The organism is Photobacterium satsumensis (assembly GCF_050336935.1).
GTDB lineage: Bacteria > Pseudomonadota > Gammaproteobacteria > Enterobacterales > Vibrionaceae > Photobacterium > Photobacterium satsumensis.
The window spans coordinates 862,267-880,269 of record NZ_JAKJSK010000007.1; the positions used below are offsets into that span (position 1 = coordinate 862,267).

An 18,003-nucleotide genomic window follows, 5' to 3' on the forward strand; every position below is an offset into this window, starting at 1 on the left:
AGGATTAAACATTAATGACCACAGCGAGACTATGCCCCGGTTGCGATTTACCTTTGCTTCCGCAAGTCGCTGAACAGGGACAAAGTGCGTACTGCCCGCGTTGTAACACCCGCCTGTACCGTGGTGGTCATTTTCGTTTTTCCAGTGAACTGGCTATTGCCCTAGCCTGTTTAATCCTCTTCATTCCGGCGCATTTTTTCCCTATGATCACCATTCGCTTGTTTGGTGTAATGATCCCGGCAACCATAACTTCAGGTACCTTTTCATTAGCACCAACGTTCCCGGTGGTTGCCGCCCTTATTCTATTTTGTAGCTCTATCGCGCCATTACTCGTCTGCGGCTCTATATTAAGCGCACAAATTGGGTTGAGGTTTCGACGCATCAAGCTTTTCCGTCGTTCATTGTGGATCATTGAACACCTCAAGCACTGGGCGATGTTCGATGTCTTTTTGGTCAGCCTTGGGATCTCTTGTTTCAAAGTACAAGATTATGCCGATATTTTCGTCGGCCCGGGGTTATATTCTTTAGTGCTGCTGCAACTGCTGACAGCACTTCTCCTTACCCGTATCAGCATTAACCGATACTGGGAAGCGTGGCAGCCTGAAACTGAACATAAGAAATATAACCATGCCCGTCACTGTCATCATTGCCACATGACGCAAGATGACCACGAGGAATGTGTGCGTTGTGACAGTCCGCTTCACAAGCGTATGCCTCATTCCATCCAGAAAACCTGGGCATACTTGATAGCAGCAACCGTGTTTATATTTCCTGCTAATCTCTATCCGATATCTATCTTTCTGAATAATGGTAAACGTGTCGAAGATACGATCTTCTCGGGTGTCGCCTCATTGGTGAACTCCGATATGCTAGGCATTGCCATCATTATTTTTGTCGCCAGTATTGTCGTACCTGTCGCCAAAATTCTTGGCCTGGCCTTTCTCTTGTTGACTATCCAATTCAAGCGCAGTGTGAATCACCTGCAACGCATGAAGCTGTATCGATTCATTCAATGGATCGGCAAGTGGTCAATGATGGATTTATTCGTTATTTCAATCATGGTCGCCCTGATAGACCGTGATCAATTACTCGATTTCACCCCCGGCCCAGGCGCTATTGCCTTTGGTGTCGTTGTAGTACTGACAATGCTTGCCGCAGAAAGTTTGGATTCTCGTCTGATATGGGACAACTATGAACAACGGACCTAATAACCAACAACCTAAACCGGTCAATATAAAGCGCGATCGCGGGATCTCTCCTCTCTGGATCCTGCCCGTACTTGCCTTGATTCTCGCCGGATGGCTTGTCTTCAAAGCCGTCAATGAAGCCGGTGAACGGATTAAAATTCACTTCAATGATGCTGCAGGCTTGGTTGCTGGACGGACGACTATCCGTTACCAAGGACTTGAAGTCGGTATTGTTCGTGACGTCAACCTATCAAACGATTTGAAAAGCATTTATGTTGAAGCCGACATTTACCCAGAAGCCGTACAAACCCTCCGTTCAGGTACCCGTTTTTGGTTGGTAAAGCCAAAAGCCTCCATTACCGGTATTTCTGGTCTGGATGCCCTTGTCTCGGGTAACTATATCGCTTTGCAGCCGGGCGAAGGTAAATTTGCCAACGAGTTCGATGCACTTGACGGTCAGCCAGCCGACACCCCTGTCGGAGAAGGCCTTAAAATCCAACTGCGCGCCCCGCACTTGGGTTCAATCAATATTGGTTCGCAAGTACTGTATAAGAAAATCCCTGTTGGTGAGGTGTACAACCATACCCTGAGCCAGAACAATAAACAGGTGATCATCGATGTATTGATCAAGCCTCATTATGCCGATCTTGTTACCAATAAGAGTCGTTTTTGGAATGTCAGCGGTATGAGTGCCAACATTGGCTTCAACGGTGTCGATGTACAATTCGAAAGCCTGTCGGCAATGATAAGTGGTGCGATAGCGTTTGACTCACCGGATAAAGGGCTGGATATCGAACCAGATCACCTTTTCCGCCTCTATCCAGATCTCAACACAGCCGGCCGCGGTATCGCAATTACTGTCGACTTACCAGAAAACAGTAACATCAGTGCGAGTGGCGCTCCGATCGTCTACCGCGGGCTGCAAATCGGCCAGATTTCGGATATCCGTCTTGATAAAGAACGCGGGACCATTGTCGCCCATGCCGCTATCGAGCCGATGATGAGCGACCTGCTGACCACAGGCTCTAAAATGCTGTTGGAAGAAGCCGAATTGTCGTTAAATGGCGTGAAAAACATTGGCAACCTGCTTCGCGGTAACTTCCTGACCTTGATCCCAGGCCCCGGCGAAACCAGCCGCCAGTTTGTCGCCATCAACCAAGACGAGCTGCAAGAACAACAACCCGGTGTCGCCTCTTTCTCTCTTTATGCAGATAACAGTTACGGTATTAAGCGTGGCACCAAGCTTAAGCACCGTGGTTTAGAAGTCGGGCGAGTAAAGTCTGTAAAATTAGATGGCAATAAAGTCCGCTTTAGCGTTATTGTCCGCCCTGAGTACACCAAGCTAGTGCGTTCTGGCAGCCGCTTTTATATCGATGGTGGCATTCAGGCGAATTTGAGCAGCCAAGGACTCGATGTTTCTGTACCGCCTGCCGATCAACTGATCAGTCAAAGCATTAGTTTCACAAGCAGCGGTAATAGCCGAGTATTAAGCCAATACCCGCTTTATAAGAGCCACCGGCTTGCCACATTGGCAGCAGAAAAAGCACAGGGGTTTGCTTCTATTCAGCTGTATGCCGATGAGCTGCCGCCAATCTCGGAAGGCAGTCCGGTGTTATACCGAAATATGGCGGTGGGTGAAGTCACCAGCTATGATCTGTCACGTGACGGCGTCACTATTAAGTTGAAAGTTGACAATAAATACCGCCATCTTATTACGCCTAACACGGTATTCTGGAACCGCTCAGGCGTTGAGGTAGAAGCGGGTCTTGACGGCGTACAAATCAAAGCCGACCCAATCAGCACCCTAATTAAAGGCGGAATTGCGTTCGATGAGCTTGAAGGTGTCACCAACCGCAGCGGAAGCCGCTATAAGCTCTACAAGAGTTACAAAGAGGCCAAAGACTTCGGTTTGATGGTAACTATGATTGCCGCTGATGCCAAAACGATAAAGGTAAACACCGATATCCGTTACCAAGGGGTGAACGTAGGTAAAGTGATTGAAACCGAACCTGATTTCAATACCGGCAAGGTCATTGTAAAGGCCCGCCTGTTCCCTAAATATGCCGAGCTACTGGCAAAAGCCGACAGCCAATTCTGGATTGTCAGCCCGAAAATCAGCATCACTGGTGCCAAGAACCTTGATACCCTACTCAGCAGTTATATTGCCGTGACGCCGGGTAAAGAAGGCCACTATTCTCAAAGCTTCACCTTGGGCAATGCCCAGCTACAAAATAAAGGGCTGAGTGTGATTTTGGAGACTGAAGAGCGCAACTCAATCAGCGAGGGAACACCGCTGCTGTACCGTGATATCCAAGTTGGTGAAGTGGTTAAGGTCAGCCTTGGTGAACTGGCAGACAGAGTCATTATCGAAGCCCAAGTCGAACAAGCCTTCAGCCACCTCGTCCGTGCCGACAGCGTATTTTGGAATGTCTCGGGTATCGATGTCACCATCGGCCTGACAGGCGCCTCGGTACAAAGTGGTACGGTTGATAGCTTGATCCGCGGCGGCATCGCTTTTGCCACGCCAGAGACCCAGCCGTTATCACCAATTGCTGAGAGTGACAGCCACTTCTTGCTACACGATACCGCCAAGCCTGAATGGAAAACATGGCGCACAGCAATTCCAAAACATTAAATTGCCAACAGACCAATAACTAAATAAAAGGAGCAGCAATGCTCCTTTTATTTTGCCTGTTCCCCCTTTCTTTTTACGTAGCTACCGACAAATGATAAACTCCCGCCCCACTGCTAGATAATCGAGACATTCCCTTGCACCCTAAAATCCATATCCCAGACGCATTCATTGAACAAATTCGTCAGATCATGCCAGAACACCTGAGCATGGATGAGTTCATTGCTATTTGTAAAACGCCACTGCGTCGTAGTATTCGTGTAAATACCCTAAAAATCAGTGTGGAAGACTTTCTTGACCGTGTCGCCGACAAAGGCTGGACGCTCACACCGGTACCTTGGTGCGATACCGGATTTTGGATTGAACGAGAAGATGAAGAGTCCGTCTCTCTAGGCAATACTGCAGAGCACATGGCCGGCCTGTTTTACATTCAGGAAGCCAGCTCAATGATGCCTGTTGTCGCACTATTAAAAGATAACGACAAGCTAGATTGCGTATTGGATATGGCCTCTGCTCCGGGTTCAAAAACAACCCAAATTGCTTGTGCCATGAAAAACCAAGGTGCCTTGGTGGCCAATGAGTTAGCCGCAAGCCGTATTAAAGTGCTGCACGCTAACTTGCAGCGCTGTGGTGTCTTCAATGCGGCACTTACCCACTTTGACGGTTGTGTCTTTGGTAGTTGGGCGCCTGAATCATTCGACTCTATCTTGCTCGATGCCCCCTGTTCCGGTGAAGGCGCCATCCGCAAAGACGATGATGCCATGGCAAACTGGAGTCTTCAGTCTGTAGAAGAAATCGCAGCGGTGCAGCGCGACCTTATTATCAGTGGCTTTCAAGCACTGAAGCCAGGCGGAGTAATGGTTTATTCAACCTGTACCCTGAACCTGAGCGAAAACCAAAAGGTATGTCAGCACCTTAAAGAGACCTTCGGCGATGCAGTTGAATTTGAGCCTCTCTCAGACCTCTTCGACGGCGCTGAAAAAGCCCTAACCGAAGAAGGCTTCCTGCACGTTTATCCTCAAATCTTCGACAGTGAAGGCTTCTTTGTCGCACGTATCCGCAAGCTTGCAGCGGTCGAGTCTCCTGAAGTTAAAAAGCGTAAAGGTAAATTCCCTTTCAGTCCTGCGAACAGCAAAGACAGTCAGGCCATTACCCAAGCATTCAAGCAAGACATAGACTTAACGATTCCAGCGGATAGTGAAATTTGGCTTCGCGATAAAGAAGTATGGTTGTTCCCGTCAAAGCTGCGTGATCTACTTAGTGAAATCCGCTTTCAGCGCATTGGTATCAAGTTGGCCGAACAACACAAGAAAGGTTATCGCTGGCAGCATGAGGCGATCATGACCATTGCTACGGGTCAGGAGAAAACCGCTGTTGACCTTGATGCGGCACAAGCAAAAGAATGGTTTATGGGGCGGGATATCCGCCCTGATAACCTATCAGGAAAAGGCGAAGTCATTGTTACTTACCGTGACTACCCGATTGGTATTGGCAAATGGGTGAGCAATCGCATCAAAAATGGCTTGCCTCGTGAACTGGTAAGAGACACCAACTTATTTGACATCTAATTCCATTTTTTGAGCAAGTAAATTGTCGCTATAACAACTAGCATTAAGTTACTGCAACAGGTTTGCTCAAATAACAGGATATTTTTGTTAAGTATCAGAGATGAATAACATTCTTAGTGGTAAAACTGGCAAATCATACTGCTTGAACTAACATTGATAGTGTAATTGATCTCCATTTACTAACCAGTTAGCGCAAGGCTCTCACGAGCCATTCCCCTAAGCCCGAAACAGGAGTCGTTTCGGGCTATTTTTTATCTTTCCGGCCCCACTCTCGTCATTCAAGACTTGTTTATTTTTCCGTTCATACTCCAAGCAAATTTTCACCACCTTTTCACTCCAACCAATAAAGATACTATAAATCAGAAGCTTAACTGCAAAAATCACTATTCAGTTTTTTCGAATAACTTCACCGATTTTTTCCGCTATCTTCAAAAGTCGTCCCTTCGTATAGTTAGTTCCAAGCCAAACGGCAATGCACTTCAAGGAGCAAACTATGTCAAACGTTCTAGTACTAAAATCAAGCATTCTCGGTGACTACTCGCAATCAAACGGTCTTATCGATCACCTCGTTAATTCATTAAACACCACTGCCGTTATAGAGCGTGACCTAGCGGCTCAGCCAGTACCTGTTTTGGATGGCGAAATTGCCAGTGGCTTGCGTGGAGGTGACAACCTGAATGAAAAACAACAGGCAGCACTTGCGCTTTCTGATCAGTTAATCAATGAAATCAATGTCAGTGACACAATTGTTATTGGCGCACCGATGTATAACTTTTCTATTCCGACACAGCTTAAAAATTGGTTTGATTTGATTGCCCGTGCCGGCGTTACCTTTAGCTACACAGAGAATGGTCCTGTTGGACTATTAACAGGCAAAAAAGTCATTGTGGTTACCACACGTGGTGGGATGCACAAAGGTGGCGACACCGATATCATGGTGCCTTACTTGAAAACATTCTTGGGCTTTGTTGGCATGACTGATGTTGACGTGGTTTATAGCGAAGCGCTGGCTATGGGCGATGAGATGGCAGCAAAAGGCATTGCTCAAGCGAAGCAAGAGTTAGAAAGCCTCGCTCAGTAATTTACAAAATCAGTTTCGAATAGTAAGCAGTGCCTTCTATCGGTACTGCTTATGCCCAGTGACATTAAGTTACGGGGTATACAATCATTGCCTTACCCATACTCGCTACTGTGATTTCACTAATGGGTAAGGCTTTTTTGTGATCTATTTTCGTGCTGTAACAGCCCTAGAAATCAAACTGCACATACACTGTGTTGTAGTTGCTCCCGCCTTTAATACGCCCAAACTGGGAAGCACTTTCAAATATCGCTGAGCGGTGATGCAAGCTATAACCTAGCCACACGCCATCCAGCGGTTTATGGTTGAAAACATCACCAAGATTCATATCAAAAGAGAAATCTAAATAGTTAAGCAACTTACTTGGTTCGTACCCTTTTCGATCCATTTCTGACTGTTCAATGTAAGTAATGCGATTGACATAAGACAAGCCTTCGGCAACACCAAAGCGCCATTGGACCGGCCACGTGAAGGTGTAATACGCTTTTATCGCCATCACATATTCTTGCGTTGAGCTTTGAACATCAGAACTCCAATGCCATACAAAGCCAGGAGTCAGATAGATATCCAGCGGTAAACCAAACAGTTCATCAGTCAAAGGATGACCATAAAACACAGAGGTCAACTGATTATTGAACTCGTCTTTTTCTGCATTGCCTGAGAAAATTTCACCGATATTTGAGGGTGTCGCCCACCCATGGGCAACGCGCAAATACGGCTTATTACTGATACTCGATTTTCTCGATTTCTTGGCATCATTAAAGAAGCCAAAGCCAAGATAAGCTTCACCTTGCCAGTTGTCACTAATCAAGGCGGCATCACGGGTATTGCTATCGAAGTAGCGAGCATAAGCCCCACCCACGACATACAAATTGGACGAGACATGGTAACTAAAAGCAGAGCCCAGTTTCAGGTCTACCCCTGAATCAATTTCCTCTAGATTCAGCCCATAGTAGTAACTGTTGTAATCGCTGTCTTTCCAAATTAAGGATGCCTTGGGAAGAAAGCGCCAGTCATCATATTGATAGTCTCCACCGATGGAAAACTGAGAGCTAAACCTACCATCAGGATCCGCAAGCAGTTCAAAGTCGGTATAATAATTTTCGTCCCAATGATATTTGTACTGGAATCCGTAATCCGCTGTATCGCCACCTATCTCATTCTGAAAAGAAGACGGTATATCGATAAAATGCATTCGAATGAGAGCATTAACTTCCCAATCTTGCGCACGGTAGAGGTTAAGGCCACCTTCCGTACCGTTAATAAACAGACGGTTTCCCTGATAAAACATCATGGGTACAAAGGTTGATACCGTTGAATCTTCTACAACAGATTCTGTTGCATAAGGAATCGATGCTCCCCGCATGACGGCAGCGAGCCCCCACTTTTCTTCACCGTCTCTTTTTTTCCGCAAGTCATCAACCGAGATATAGCCTAACGGCTTCTCTTCTTTATCTATCGATACGGGAGGATTTTCTGTATCGGCAGCCAATGCTGCGAATGGCAAGCAAGCGATGAGCCCAAGATGTTTAGACAATCAAAACCCCTCAAAAATAACCATAACTGTAATAATAGCTTTTATCAGCTTATATATACCTGAATTTAAGTACATTATTGTCGACATGAGGTAAAAAAAGCATAAAAAAAAGCCCGATCACGATCGGGCTTATATGAATCTATTTCACTATTACTGCTGAGAAGCAATCTCTGCTTTTTTCAGATCTTTAACGTTTTTGCTAACTTCACGGCGTTCTTTAGAAAGCTCAGCACTGATGATGATGTGGTCATCAACACGATCTTCGTAGTCACCTTTCATGTTTTCAACAATCTCGACAATCTGATCATGTGTCATATCAGCTTTGATATAGTCAAGTAGGTTTTCCAGCAATTCAACACGCTTACGGTTGTCGCGTACTTTACGGTCGTTGTCTAGGATCTCACGCTTTAGCTTGTTCTTGCGACGAGTTTGACGAACTAACTCTAGGATAGTGTTCATTATTTGTCCTTATATGAATCTACAAAACCTAACTGCCACCGTTATAGCAGAAACTTGTATTGCCACTCAAGTCACATTTTGAGCAGTTAAACCAAAACTGCCTGCTTCATTGACTTATTTCATCAAACTGAACGATACACTTCCTGTAACACGAATATTCCAAAACTATCTCAAGACACTTAATTCACCCTCATACGCTCATCAATCTAGTACCTTGAGCCACTAGGAGGGAGTTATACCCAAGCACCTTGACGTCACTTGGGTATAAAGCTAAAAGTAAGATTTCGTTAAATTTGTGAGATTATTTAAGTGTCGGTTCAGGTTCTACAAAATCCTGTGAAAGCCGCCACAAATTTCTTATTTTTTTATTTGCAATTAGCCCAATGCTGCCTAATCTTTGAAGTGAGCAATACTGTTTGGCACTGATATGACATTGGCTTCTGAATCACTTCGTCTAGCAATTCTTTTTGCAAGTCCAACCGGTGTATAAGGGTTCAATTGTTACAGATTAGATAGTATTGGCATATGTACAGATGTAAGTTATCCAGGAGACAACATGTCTAAAGCAACAGGTACCGTTAAGTGGTTCAATGAAGAAAAGGGTTTCGGTTTCATCACACAGGACAACGGCGGTGCTGATGTATTCGTTCATTTCCGTGCAATAACTGGCGATGGCTTCAAGACCTTGGCTGAAGGTCAAAAAGTAAGCTATGAGACAGAGCAAGGGCCAAAAGGTTTGCAAGCTGCGAACGTAGAAAAAGTTTAATTTTCTCTGTTCCCACTTGGATAAAAGGGCTTTTTAAGCCCTTTTTTACGTTCTACATTAACAGCTTAACTGTACGCTTATTATCCCCCTCTAAATTAACTGCTTGAATTTCGACCTTCTGCTCTAATCTACTGTGAAATCAATCAAAACAGCGAAAACATCTTGTATACCATCATTAAAACAACAGCTTCAGTACAATCCAAATCACACTTTTCGATATGAATGACTTAATTTTAAAGTAATTGCTTGCCACCCTCCCTCCCGTATGGCCTAATGTGCTTGGCCTGAAATGCAGACCTATTTATGCAACAAATTGAAATAGAAAACTTCGTTACACCGCTTCACCGAGCGACGTTGTCCTGAAGAGCTCAACATTCTTTTGTCCATAAGTAATTCATTATGATGGCTTAAGTACGCAACACGCGTTTATTAATTTTTTGATTCAGGAGACATTCCATGTCTAAAGCAACTGGTATCGTTAAGTGGTTTAACGACGAGAAAGGTTTTGGTTTCATCACTCAAGACAACGGCGGCGCTGACGTATTCGTTCACTTCCGTGCTATCGCTGGTGAAGGTTTCAAATCTCTAGCTGAAGGCCAGAAAGTATCTTTCGACATCGAACAAGGTCAGAAAGGTCCTCAAGCTGCTAACGTTGAGCGCATCTAATTCGCGTTAACGTGAAGAATTTTGAAAGGGTGCCCTAGGGCGCCCTTTTTTGATCCTGCCACCAGCTTCGATAATTTCAAACTAACTTTTTACCCATTTCTCTTAGTTATACATTCGGTTATTCCCACACCGTTGAGTGCACTGTGGACAATTTAAACTCATTTATATACTTACATAATTCAATAGAGAAATTGTTGAAACCACTCATTAAAAAAAGCAACAAAAGCCCTTGTCTTATTTGGAATGAAAAGGCGATCGGGATACATAGCACAAATGTCTAACGTCGATGGCGTGTAGCCGGAAAGCAACACCGTCAGTTCAGGCAAGCCTTGGCTCATATACTCAGGCAGAAATGCAATGCCATGGCCCTTTTTAACAAGGTGCCTGACAAAGTATGTATTATTAACACGTGCCTTTTGCCGGACGGACACCCTCTCTATCCCACTTTTGCCTTTAAACGAAAGTAAATTGCAATTGGCAAAAGCATGGGCAATAAAGTTATGGCTTGCTAGTTCTTCAGCGCTTTCTGGATAACCGTTAATCTCTACATAACTTTTTGATGCGTACAAACGAATGGGCAACGTCCCCAGTTTTTTCATAACCAAGTTCGAGTCTGGGTGGCTGAAACTGGCTCGAATACAAACATCAAACCCCTCCTCAATCAAATCAACCTTGCGGTCATCGAGATGAATGTCCACATCAATATTCGGGTATGCTGCGATAAATTGACTGCATAATTCCATGATCTCCTGTTCACCGAATACAGATGGTAAACTCACTCTCAGTCTTCCTGAAGGTGATGATTCTGCCTCTTGAATTTTCGATTCTGCCAGGGCTAACTGCTGAATAACAGACTGGCACTCATCAAGATACCGCATCCCAATATCAGTCAAATGTAATGACCGTGTGGTACGGTGTATTAGCTTGACCTGCAGTTGCTTTTCTAAAAAAGATATCTGTTTGCTAACAAAAGACGGAGAGCAGCCTCGGTCATAGGCGGCTTTAGAAAAGCTTCCAGCTTCAGCCACTCTAACAAACATTTCCATTGCCTCTAGTTTATCCATTACCTTTTCCATTTCGGAACAACTGTCTGCACATTGTGCCGCTTTATCATCGCGCCTGGAAAAAATACTATCACCGGGAAGCTAAAAGAAGGAACTGACTCGCATGAAAGCACTTCAACTTAATGAAAAAAACGAAATCGCTCTCCAAGATATTGCTATACCCACCATTGCCGATGATGAAGTATTAATTAAGATCGCCGGTTCAGGTATTAACCCTGTGGATTGGAAAATTGCAGACGGGATGCTAGCATTTCTTATCAACCAACCACTGCCCTTGACCTTAGGTTCTGATCTATCAGGCACAATTACGCATATTGGAAGCAACGTTAAACAATTCAACGTAGGCGATAAGGTTTATGCGATGGCAGAGATTGGCTTTGACGGTAGCTTTGCTGAATATTGCAGAGTCAACGTTTCGGCGCTATCTCTTGCACCGAAATGTGAGTCTCTTGAGCAAGCGTCGGCCTATCCACTGGCAAGCCTGACTGCATGGCAATCTCTCTTTTCTATCGGGCAACTGCAAGCAGAGCAGCGCATCCTGATCCATGCCGCCGCTGGTGGCGTCGGTCATATTGCCGTTCAGTTGGCTAAAGCGATAGGTGCCTATGTTATTGCAACAGCCTCATCCCATAACGAAAATTACTTGCATGAACTCGGTGCTGACGTCGTGCTGGATTACCATAATGATGATATCACCGCGACCTTACAGAACAGTCCCGTCGATATGGTATTCGATACACTGGGTGGTCAAGCACAAATAGACTCATTGCAAATTATTCGATCTGGTGGCCGTTTAGTTTCGATCACGGGCTTATCCGAAGAGACGGAAACGCTGGCGGCGCGGAAAAATATTCACGCCCTTTTCCACTTTGTTCAAAGTAATGGAGAACAGCTAACACACATTGCCGAACTCATTGATTCAGGCAAACTCAAAGCCAATATTCAACAGACCTTTGAGCTTGAAAATCATAAAGCCGCTTTTAGTCTAAGCGCCAATGGTCATATCAGAGGCAAGCTCATTTTTACATTATAAAACGAGTCGTCGTACCGCTCCCTCAGGCACCATAATCGGTGCCTGTTTGCTTCAACGACATCTCTTCTTATTCATCCAACAGCAAGCAATATTCCGCGGTCAAACGTGATACCCAGCCCATACATTCACGCCACGAATGAATCTTTATCACCTCCTTTTCATTGCCTGCTAAAAATTACAAAAGAAACCAGAAAAGGAGGCAAGGATGCAACGACTCAAGTCCAGAGCATGGTTGTTGATAACCATACTTTTTACTCTATCCCTACCAAGCTACGCACAGCTAGAAATTCCCACCGATATACAACCACCACGAGGTATCGTTGGCGAAAAATATCGCTGGAAAATCCCAGTAAACTACGATGGCGAAGGAACACTAAGTTGGTCTAGTGAGAATTTACCCAGCTTTATCTGGGTCAATGGAAATGGCATATTCTGGGCTAAACCTTGGGCTGACCGAATGCCACCTCAGGGTTCAGAAGGTTATTACCCTGATGTCACCTTTACGGTAACTGACGGCACAGAAACAAGTACTTACGGTCCTTTTACCTGGATCGTTGAACCCAATAACAATATCTCAGGTTCACTCGTCTACCCACGAATAGACCCTACCTCACCCGCTACCGAACTGCCCGAAGTATCACTCACGCCCACGCAAGCAGCATCATTGTTATTTCAGGCGACCTTTGGCCCGAAAGTTGGCGAACCTGCAATGCTGAGCACAAATGGCTTTGAATATTGGTTTAACGAACAAGTAGCAATCGAGCCCAGCTATCACCTGAGCCGCTATGACAACTATCTTGCTTACGGCGCCGACGATGAGGCTAAAACCCGATATCGAGTATGGTGGGACAAGAGTATCAATGCTCCCGATCAGCTCCGCCAACGTATGGCTTTTGCCCTTAGCCAAATTCTGGTGGTTTCAGAAAAAGATGCAACATTGAGCCAGCATCCCCGCCTGCTTACCGATTACTATGATGTTCTGATCCGCCACGCTCTTGGCAACTATCGGGATCTGCTACTTGATGTGTCCCGCCACCCTGCGATGGGGTACTACCTGACGGCTATCGGCAGCCAGCAAGAAAACCCCTTTGAAGGTATCCGCCCTAATGAAAATTACCCCAGGGAGTTAATGCAGCTCTTTACTATCGGCTTAGATGAGCTCAAGCCAGATGGCAGCCCCTACCTAGCAACGGATGGTAACCCAATTGCCAGTTATAGCGAGGACGATGTCGGTGAGTTTTCCCGCGTGCTCACCGGATGGCACCTGGCTGGTAATACCGATTGGAATAATCTTAGCGATGGCGAACTTTTCGCCTCCATGCAACCTAACGAAGGCCGCCATGATAGTGGCAGTAAGCAAGTAATGGGAATAACCTTTACCGGGGGGCAATCAGCGGAACAAGATCTCAATCTTGCCATCGACTTCTTGTTCAACCATCCTAATACCCCACCCTTTGTTAGCCGGATCCTTATTCAACGCTTAGTAAAATCCAACCCTTCACCCGAATACATTACACGTATCGCCAACATTTTTCGTAACAATGGAAAAGGTGTTCGAGGCGATCTCTCCATGGTGGCCAAGGCCATTTTGAGTGATGAAGAAGCGCGAAGTGGCGACGCCGATAAACTCAAAGAGCCCCTTATAGTAATGGCCAACCTTGCCCGGGCTATGGCGATGCGAGGGAATCTTGATGGCTTTTACCAAGACATCAATACTGCCGAGGCATACGGCCAAATACCGCTCGGCTCACCGTCAGTATTCAACTTCTACCGTCCCGAAGACACACCGGAAGGCAGTCTCAATGACGCGGGTCTGGCAGCGCCGGAATTTACCGTTCTCAATGCCTCTTCATTCAAGGCATTTAGCAATATTCTCAATTCAGTTATTTCCCAGAACAAAAATTACGACACTCCGGAAGTCAACGAAAACAACAAAGTCGATATTTCCGCTTGTTATGCAAACAGCAACGTCTCCAAGTTCGAAGAGCAAATGACCTATCTCGAGCAAACCTTCTACCACCGCCCCATCAGTGACACCATGCTTAATGCCTACCGGCAATTTACGGACTCTATTGGGGCTAACAATGGTCGTATCCGCTGCAAAGGCATGATCTGGCTCACCGTCACCTCACCCGAGTATTTGGTTCAGGAGTAACGATAATGAAAAGACGTGAATTTTTGAAAAAATCCCTTGCTACAGCAGGTTTACTTTCATTATCAACCGGAGTTGGCATGCGCAATTTGGCCATGGCTGCTGGAGGCGACTACAAAGCCTTAGTCTGTGTTTTTCTTGCCGGCGGCAACGACTCGCACAACATGCTAATCCCTACACACTCTGCACGTTATGATGAGTATAGTGCCGCTAAAGGGGCTCTGGCCCTCGATAAGAACCATTTGATAGATCTTAGTATCGGTGGTGATCTCGCCTTTGGGGCTCATCCGGCACTAAGCCCGCTGTCTGATTTATTTGCCCAAGGGAAAATGACCGCCATCGTCAATACCGGCAACTTGATTGCCGCTGGCGATCGGGCTGACTTTGAGGCCAAAACCGTCCCGTCGATTTCTCGTTTAGGGTCGCATGCCGATATGCAAGCAGCCAAAAGAAGTGGCTTTGTCGGCGGAAACATCGAGACAGGCTGGGCAGGTAGAATGCTCGATACCTTGGCCACACCTGTCTATGATTTCAGCCCTGCTTATAGTACCGGAGAAGAAACCGACTTCTTGTTATCAAACAGCTACCAACAAGTGTTGCTATCGGAAAGTGCCAATATCAATGCCTTCGGCTTGGCGGCAGGGCTAGAGCAAACCTTCAAAGACGATATGGCTGTTGAGCGTACTAATTTGTTCAGACAACAAATCAACCTCATCAAACAACAAATGCTTTCTTCCGGCGCACAGTTAGATCCCTTGCTCGAAGCCGAACTAACGACCTCATTTCCAAAAACATCCTTGGCTAGCAAGTTGGCACTGGTTGCCAAAGTGATCAAGGGCAATGCCGCATTAAGCCAGCAACGCCAAATTTTCTATGTCGTACAAGGCGGTTATGACACTCACAATAACCAATTAGCAGCCCAAGAGCGTTTATACAAGGAGCTAGCAGATGCGTTGGCAGCCTTCCAGGGAGAGTTGGATGTATCAGGGCTCGGCAGCAATGTTACTTCCTTCACCATGTCTGATTTTGGCCGCTCGCAGCTCACCAATGGCACGGGGACTGCTCACGGTTGGGCTGGCCATGAGTTGATGATGGGCGATGCCGTTCTAGGCGGACGGTACTACGGCGATATTCCAGATTTGGTTCATGATGGTAACTGGTCGATCAACAATAATGGCCGCATGATCCCAACCACCTCTGCTGATCAAGTAGCAGCGACACTCGCCCATTGGTTCGGGGCCCCTACGAACACACTCGATAGTCTCTTTCCCAATCTCGCGAACTTCAATCAAAAAACACTGGGCTTTTTGAGCTGAACAACTAACTACCAAAATGAAGGAAGGATGTGAAATACTGTCACATCCTTCTTTTTGTAAGGGCAACCTATCGATACGTTACCCATACCAACTTCAGCATGGCGCTATTTATCATAGCTGACACACACAGCTCCCAGCCCATCCATGTATTTCCATTCCCAAGTCGGCTTGGAAGTCCCCCCTGAAAAACGGTTGATATTTGCACTACTGCTCGAGCTTTGGCGTTTCCCGTCACCGTCTGATGACCAAAAATCTGTCGACCTTGATGAATCCAAGCTAAAGAATTTATCTAATCGACCAAACTTTTCAAACAGTAAGCTGTACTCTGCATCATGTGCAAAACCGTCGAATTGATTACAAATATCCCTCAGCCCATTGTAAGAAATGTTGAGTGTCTCCCCAAAGTCATTCGCGAAGTAGAACTCATCACCATTGGGTAAGCGATAGAATGCATCACCGACAGTACGAGGTGAAACAAAGTCAAATTTGATTTCTAACTCATTACCAGAGCTTTGCTCAAGTACTCCATTGTACGCACGATAGGTTTTCATCCCATTTTGGCGCCACATTGTTGAGACAAAGCGATCCGAGCTATCAAACAGGCCTGGGTTATCGGCTTTACGTATAGTGAAACGGAGTGATTGATAATAAGTATTATCTACTTCAGCAATGTCATTTACCGCTAAGTCAAGCCAACTGCCATCATTGAAATAGATACGGCGCACAACTTCCATTTCAATCCAACGTTTATCGTCCGTCATTACGGTGACTAATGAACGATTAGGCAAACCACTATTGATAAGCTGTGATGCGACATGACTTGGTGCTTCGAAAAAGCCAGCAAGGGTAATTGCACCTGTCTCGGTAAAGTATGGCACTTCAACAGTTTGTTCAGTGCAATCTTGGTTGACGCAGAGACTGGTGATTGCAATGTGTGTGTAGCCTGCCATCTCTTCACCGACTTCTACTGGCACTTCTGGCTCATTGTAGTCATGAAGATCGGTTCGCTCAGCGAGCATCGTGACTTTATTGATATCAATACTGGGATACGGTTGTTCCGTTTTATATAGCGCTACGCGATAAGGCAGATCTTTAAACGAGCTATCCAAATCGAAGGGTAAATTGACGCCGAAGGTATAAAGACTACTTGAATCTGGATCTAACGCTTGGCTAATTAGATAGCGCTCTGTTGACCCATTAATGTAATTAACTTCAAGATAGAACTGACTCCCGTTATAGCGAGCATCTAGATTGGGCTCTGTCGCTGAGGCATGCTTAAAGGTATTCCCTCTGGCATTCAATACACCCGGAAATAAAATACCTTGCTCACCATTCTTAGCCAATTGCCCTGTAATCAAGATCACCGGAGTATTCACTTTATCAAGTTTGATATCGTATCGGTCACTAACATCTAAGTCTCTGTTTTGCTCATACTCCCATTGATAAAAACCAGCGGTGCCGTTGACCTCTTTCATGACCGGGCGTGATTGCAAACCATTTTGCGCCTTTTGCGCAAAGTAACCGGTATAACCATGAAAGCAAGAGACATCTCGCGGCGATGACCAACCGATATAGCTCATTGGCTCATTTTTTCCCGATAAAGTACCATTTTCTAGAATGGGCCCCTTACTGTTGACACGGTACCAAGTGCGTGGCTGTTGTGAAAGCGTATCAAATGGTGATGGGTGGCTTGCGAGTTGCCTTGGACCATTGGGGTATTCATCTTCAATCCCCCAGGAGATCTCATGACCGTCGAAGAAATGACTCAAGCCAAAAGCATGCCCAAGCTCGTGCTCAAAAGTATTGTTACAGTCGGAGCCCCACCATACCGCAGACCAGCCATTCGAGCCGCCAGCGACACCTTGATCGGCAAGATCACGGCTACCATTTTCCGATTTATTGGCGCGTCCCATGCCGACGTGAGTAATTTGTCCTCGTGGCTGTTTTTTCATGCCGCTAGGTACGAGACCCCAACCATAGTTAGCATTCTGTGCCCCCGCAATGGTGAGCGGTTTGAGCATTGTACTGTAGTATGATTTGCCATAAGACTTGAACTCATCATCATTGGTAACACGAATGACTTTACCCTCATGAGAGATCAAAAATTCATCAACGTGCAGTACACCGTAATCTGAAAATGTCAGGGTACTCGCTGGGGCTATATTGAAGAAATCGCGCGCGATCTTTTGACCATCATTGGTATGGAAATAAGTCGGGTCTTCCTGCTCATACCACTTGCCATACCAAGCAAATATCTTTAAACGGGATATATGATAGGGAACATTTGAGACCAAGTCAGGCACAGTAAAAGAGAAGGTGTCCTCTTCGCCTGTCTTGTCGTTTATTGCAAATAACTCAAAAGATACACCGTGAGTCACCCAGTAGTGAGGCAGTGTGATTGTCCATGCCTGCTCACTATATGGGGCTAGTGGTACCTCTGTTAAACGTTGCTCTTTATAGGCTGGAAACTCATTGGGTGGGGACATTTTTAGCGCTGGTAATAATTTTCCATCCCGTCGCATCCCCCGAATCCATAATGTTTCAT

Annotated in this window: 13 protein-coding genes; 9 read left to right on the forward strand and 4 right to left on the reverse strand. The window is 45.7% G+C overall.

Annotation, left to right across the window (positions count from 1 at the left end):
- Positions 1-14: 14 nt before the first annotated feature.
- The 4 genes from L4D79_RS15500 (at position 15) to L4D79_RS15515 (ending at position 6,468) form a co-directional block, all read left to right on the forward strand.
- On the forward strand, positions 15-1,208 hold the full coding sequence (locus L4D79_RS15500) for a PqiA/YebS family transporter subunit (protein WP_428652451.1): 1,194 nt from the start codon (positions 15-17) through the stop codon (positions 1,206-1,208).
- A complete protein-coding gene (locus L4D79_RS15505; RefSeq protein WP_428652452.1) occupies positions 1,192-3,822 on the forward strand; it encodes an MlaD family protein in 2,631 nt (876 codons plus the stop codon). Before L4D79_RS15500 ends, L4D79_RS15505 begins: the two co-directional genes overlap by 17 nt.
- Before the next feature lie 134 nt (positions 3,823-3,956).
- Positions 3,957-5,387 carry a 16S rRNA (cytosine(1407)-C(5))-methyltransferase RsmF gene (gene rsmF / locus L4D79_RS15510; RefSeq protein WP_428652453.1) on the forward strand — a complete coding sequence of 477 codons (1,431 nt, stop codon included), beginning with the start codon at positions 3,957-3,959 and terminating at the stop codon, positions 5,385-5,387.
- A gap of 493 nt (positions 5,388-5,880) precedes the next feature.
- On the forward strand, positions 5,881-6,468 hold the full coding sequence (locus L4D79_RS15515) for an FMN-dependent NADH-azoreductase (RefSeq protein ID WP_428652454.1): 588 nt from the start codon (positions 5,881-5,883) through the stop codon (positions 6,466-6,468).
- A gap of 166 nt (positions 6,469-6,634) precedes the next feature.
- On the opposite strand, the gene L4D79_RS15520 is transcribed toward L4D79_RS15515, so the two are convergent.
- Together L4D79_RS15520 and L4D79_RS15525 are read right to left on the reverse strand one after the other, a co-directional pair.
- Positions 6,635-7,894 carry a MipA/OmpV family protein gene (locus L4D79_RS15520; protein ID WP_428652614.1) on the reverse strand — a complete coding sequence of 420 codons (1,260 nt, stop codon included), beginning with the start codon at positions 7,892-7,894 and terminating at the stop codon, positions 6,635-6,637.
- 258 nt (positions 7,895-8,152) lie between these two features.
- Positions 8,153-8,461 carry a DUF496 family protein gene (locus tag L4D79_RS15525; RefSeq protein WP_428652455.1) on the reverse strand — a complete coding sequence of 103 codons (309 nt, stop codon included), beginning with the start codon at positions 8,459-8,461 and terminating at the stop codon, positions 8,153-8,155.
- Between the two features lie 556 nt (positions 8,462-9,017).
- On the opposite strand from L4D79_RS15525, the gene cspE (L4D79_RS15530) reads away from it, so the two are divergent.
- Positions 9,018-9,227 carry a transcription antiterminator/RNA stability regulator CspE gene (gene cspE / locus L4D79_RS15530; protein ID WP_107347945.1) on the forward strand — a complete coding sequence of 70 codons (210 nt, stop codon included), beginning with the start codon at positions 9,018-9,020 and terminating at the stop codon, positions 9,225-9,227.
- Positions 9,228-9,683: 456 nt separating this feature from the next.
- A complete protein-coding gene (cspE, locus tag L4D79_RS15535) occupies positions 9,684-9,893 on the forward strand; it encodes a transcription antiterminator/RNA stability regulator CspE (protein ID WP_036830632.1) in 210 nt (69 codons plus the stop codon).
- 179 nt (positions 9,894-10,072) lie between these two features.
- Here the strand turns inward: cspE (L4D79_RS15535) and L4D79_RS15540 are convergent, their stop codons facing one another.
- Entirely contained in the window at positions 10,073-10,957 is an 885-nt protein-coding gene (locus L4D79_RS15540) for a LysR family transcriptional regulator (RefSeq protein WP_428652456.1), read from the reverse strand.
- Between the two features lie 103 nt (positions 10,958-11,060).
- On the opposite strand from L4D79_RS15540, the gene L4D79_RS15545 reads away from it, so the two are divergent.
- The 3 genes from L4D79_RS15545 to L4D79_RS15555 all read left to right on the forward strand — a co-directional run bounded on the left by L4D79_RS15545 (position 11,061) and on the right by L4D79_RS15555 (position 15,458).
- Positions 11,061-11,990, forward strand: coding sequence for an NADP-dependent oxidoreductase (locus tag L4D79_RS15545; protein ID WP_428652457.1), 930 nt, complete (start codon positions 11,061-11,063; stop codon positions 11,988-11,990).
- Between the two features lie 205 nt (positions 11,991-12,195).
- On the forward strand, positions 12,196-14,145 hold the full coding sequence (locus L4D79_RS15550; RefSeq protein ID WP_428652458.1) for a DUF1800 domain-containing protein: 1,950 nt from the start codon (positions 12,196-12,198) through the stop codon (positions 14,143-14,145).
- 5 nt (positions 14,146-14,150) lie between these two features.
- Positions 14,151-15,458 carry a DUF1501 domain-containing protein gene (locus tag L4D79_RS15555; RefSeq protein WP_428652459.1) on the forward strand — a complete coding sequence of 436 codons (1,308 nt, stop codon included), beginning with the start codon at positions 14,151-14,153 and terminating at the stop codon, positions 15,456-15,458.
- 104 nt (positions 15,459-15,562) lie between these two features.
- On the opposite strand, the gene L4D79_RS15560 is transcribed toward L4D79_RS15555, so the two are convergent.
- Positions 15,563-17,980, reverse strand: a complete 2,418-nt coding sequence (locus L4D79_RS15560) for a M66 family metalloprotease (protein WP_428652460.1) — start codon at positions 17,978-17,980, stop codon at positions 15,563-15,565.
- Positions 17,981-18,003 lie beyond the last annotated feature (23 nt).

Bases quoted from the DNA above. Each gene is read 5' to 3' on its own strand.
- L4D79_RS15505 (WP_428652452.1), top strand. From the start codon at position 1,192: ATGAACAACGGACCTAATAACCAACAACCTAAACCGGTCAATATAAAG.
- L4D79_RS15540 (WP_428652456.1), bottom strand. From the start codon at position 10,957: ATGGATAAACTAGAGGCAATGGAAATGTTTGTTAGAGTGGCTGAAGCT.
- L4D79_RS15500 (WP_428652451.1), top strand. From the start codon at position 15: ATGACCACAGCGAGACTATGCCCCGGTTGCGATTTACCTTTGCTTCCG.
- L4D79_RS15555 (WP_428652459.1), top strand. From the start codon at position 14,151: ATGAAAAGACGTGAATTTTTGAAAAAATCCCTTGCTACAGCAGGTTTA.
- L4D79_RS15560 (WP_428652460.1), bottom strand. From the start codon at position 17,980: ATGCGACGGGATGGAAAATTATTACCAGCGCTAAAAATGTCCCCACCC.
- cspE (WP_107347945.1), top strand. From the start codon at position 9,018: ATGTCTAAAGCAACAGGTACCGTTAAGTGGTTCAATGAAGAAAAGGGT.
- cspE (WP_036830632.1), top strand. From the start codon at position 9,684: ATGTCTAAAGCAACTGGTATCGTTAAGTGGTTTAACGACGAGAAAGGT.
- L4D79_RS15550 (WP_428652458.1), top strand. From the start codon at position 12,196: ATGCAACGACTCAAGTCCAGAGCATGGTTGTTGATAACCATACTTTTT.
- L4D79_RS15515 (WP_428652454.1), top strand. From the start codon at position 5,881: ATGTCAAACGTTCTAGTACTAAAATCAAGCATTCTCGGTGACTACTCG.
- L4D79_RS15525 (WP_428652455.1), bottom strand. From the start codon at position 8,461: ATGAACACTATCCTAGAGTTAGTTCGTCAAACTCGTCGCAAGAACAAG.
- L4D79_RS15545 (WP_428652457.1), top strand. From the start codon at position 11,061: ATGAAAGCACTTCAACTTAATGAAAAAAACGAAATCGCTCTCCAAGAT.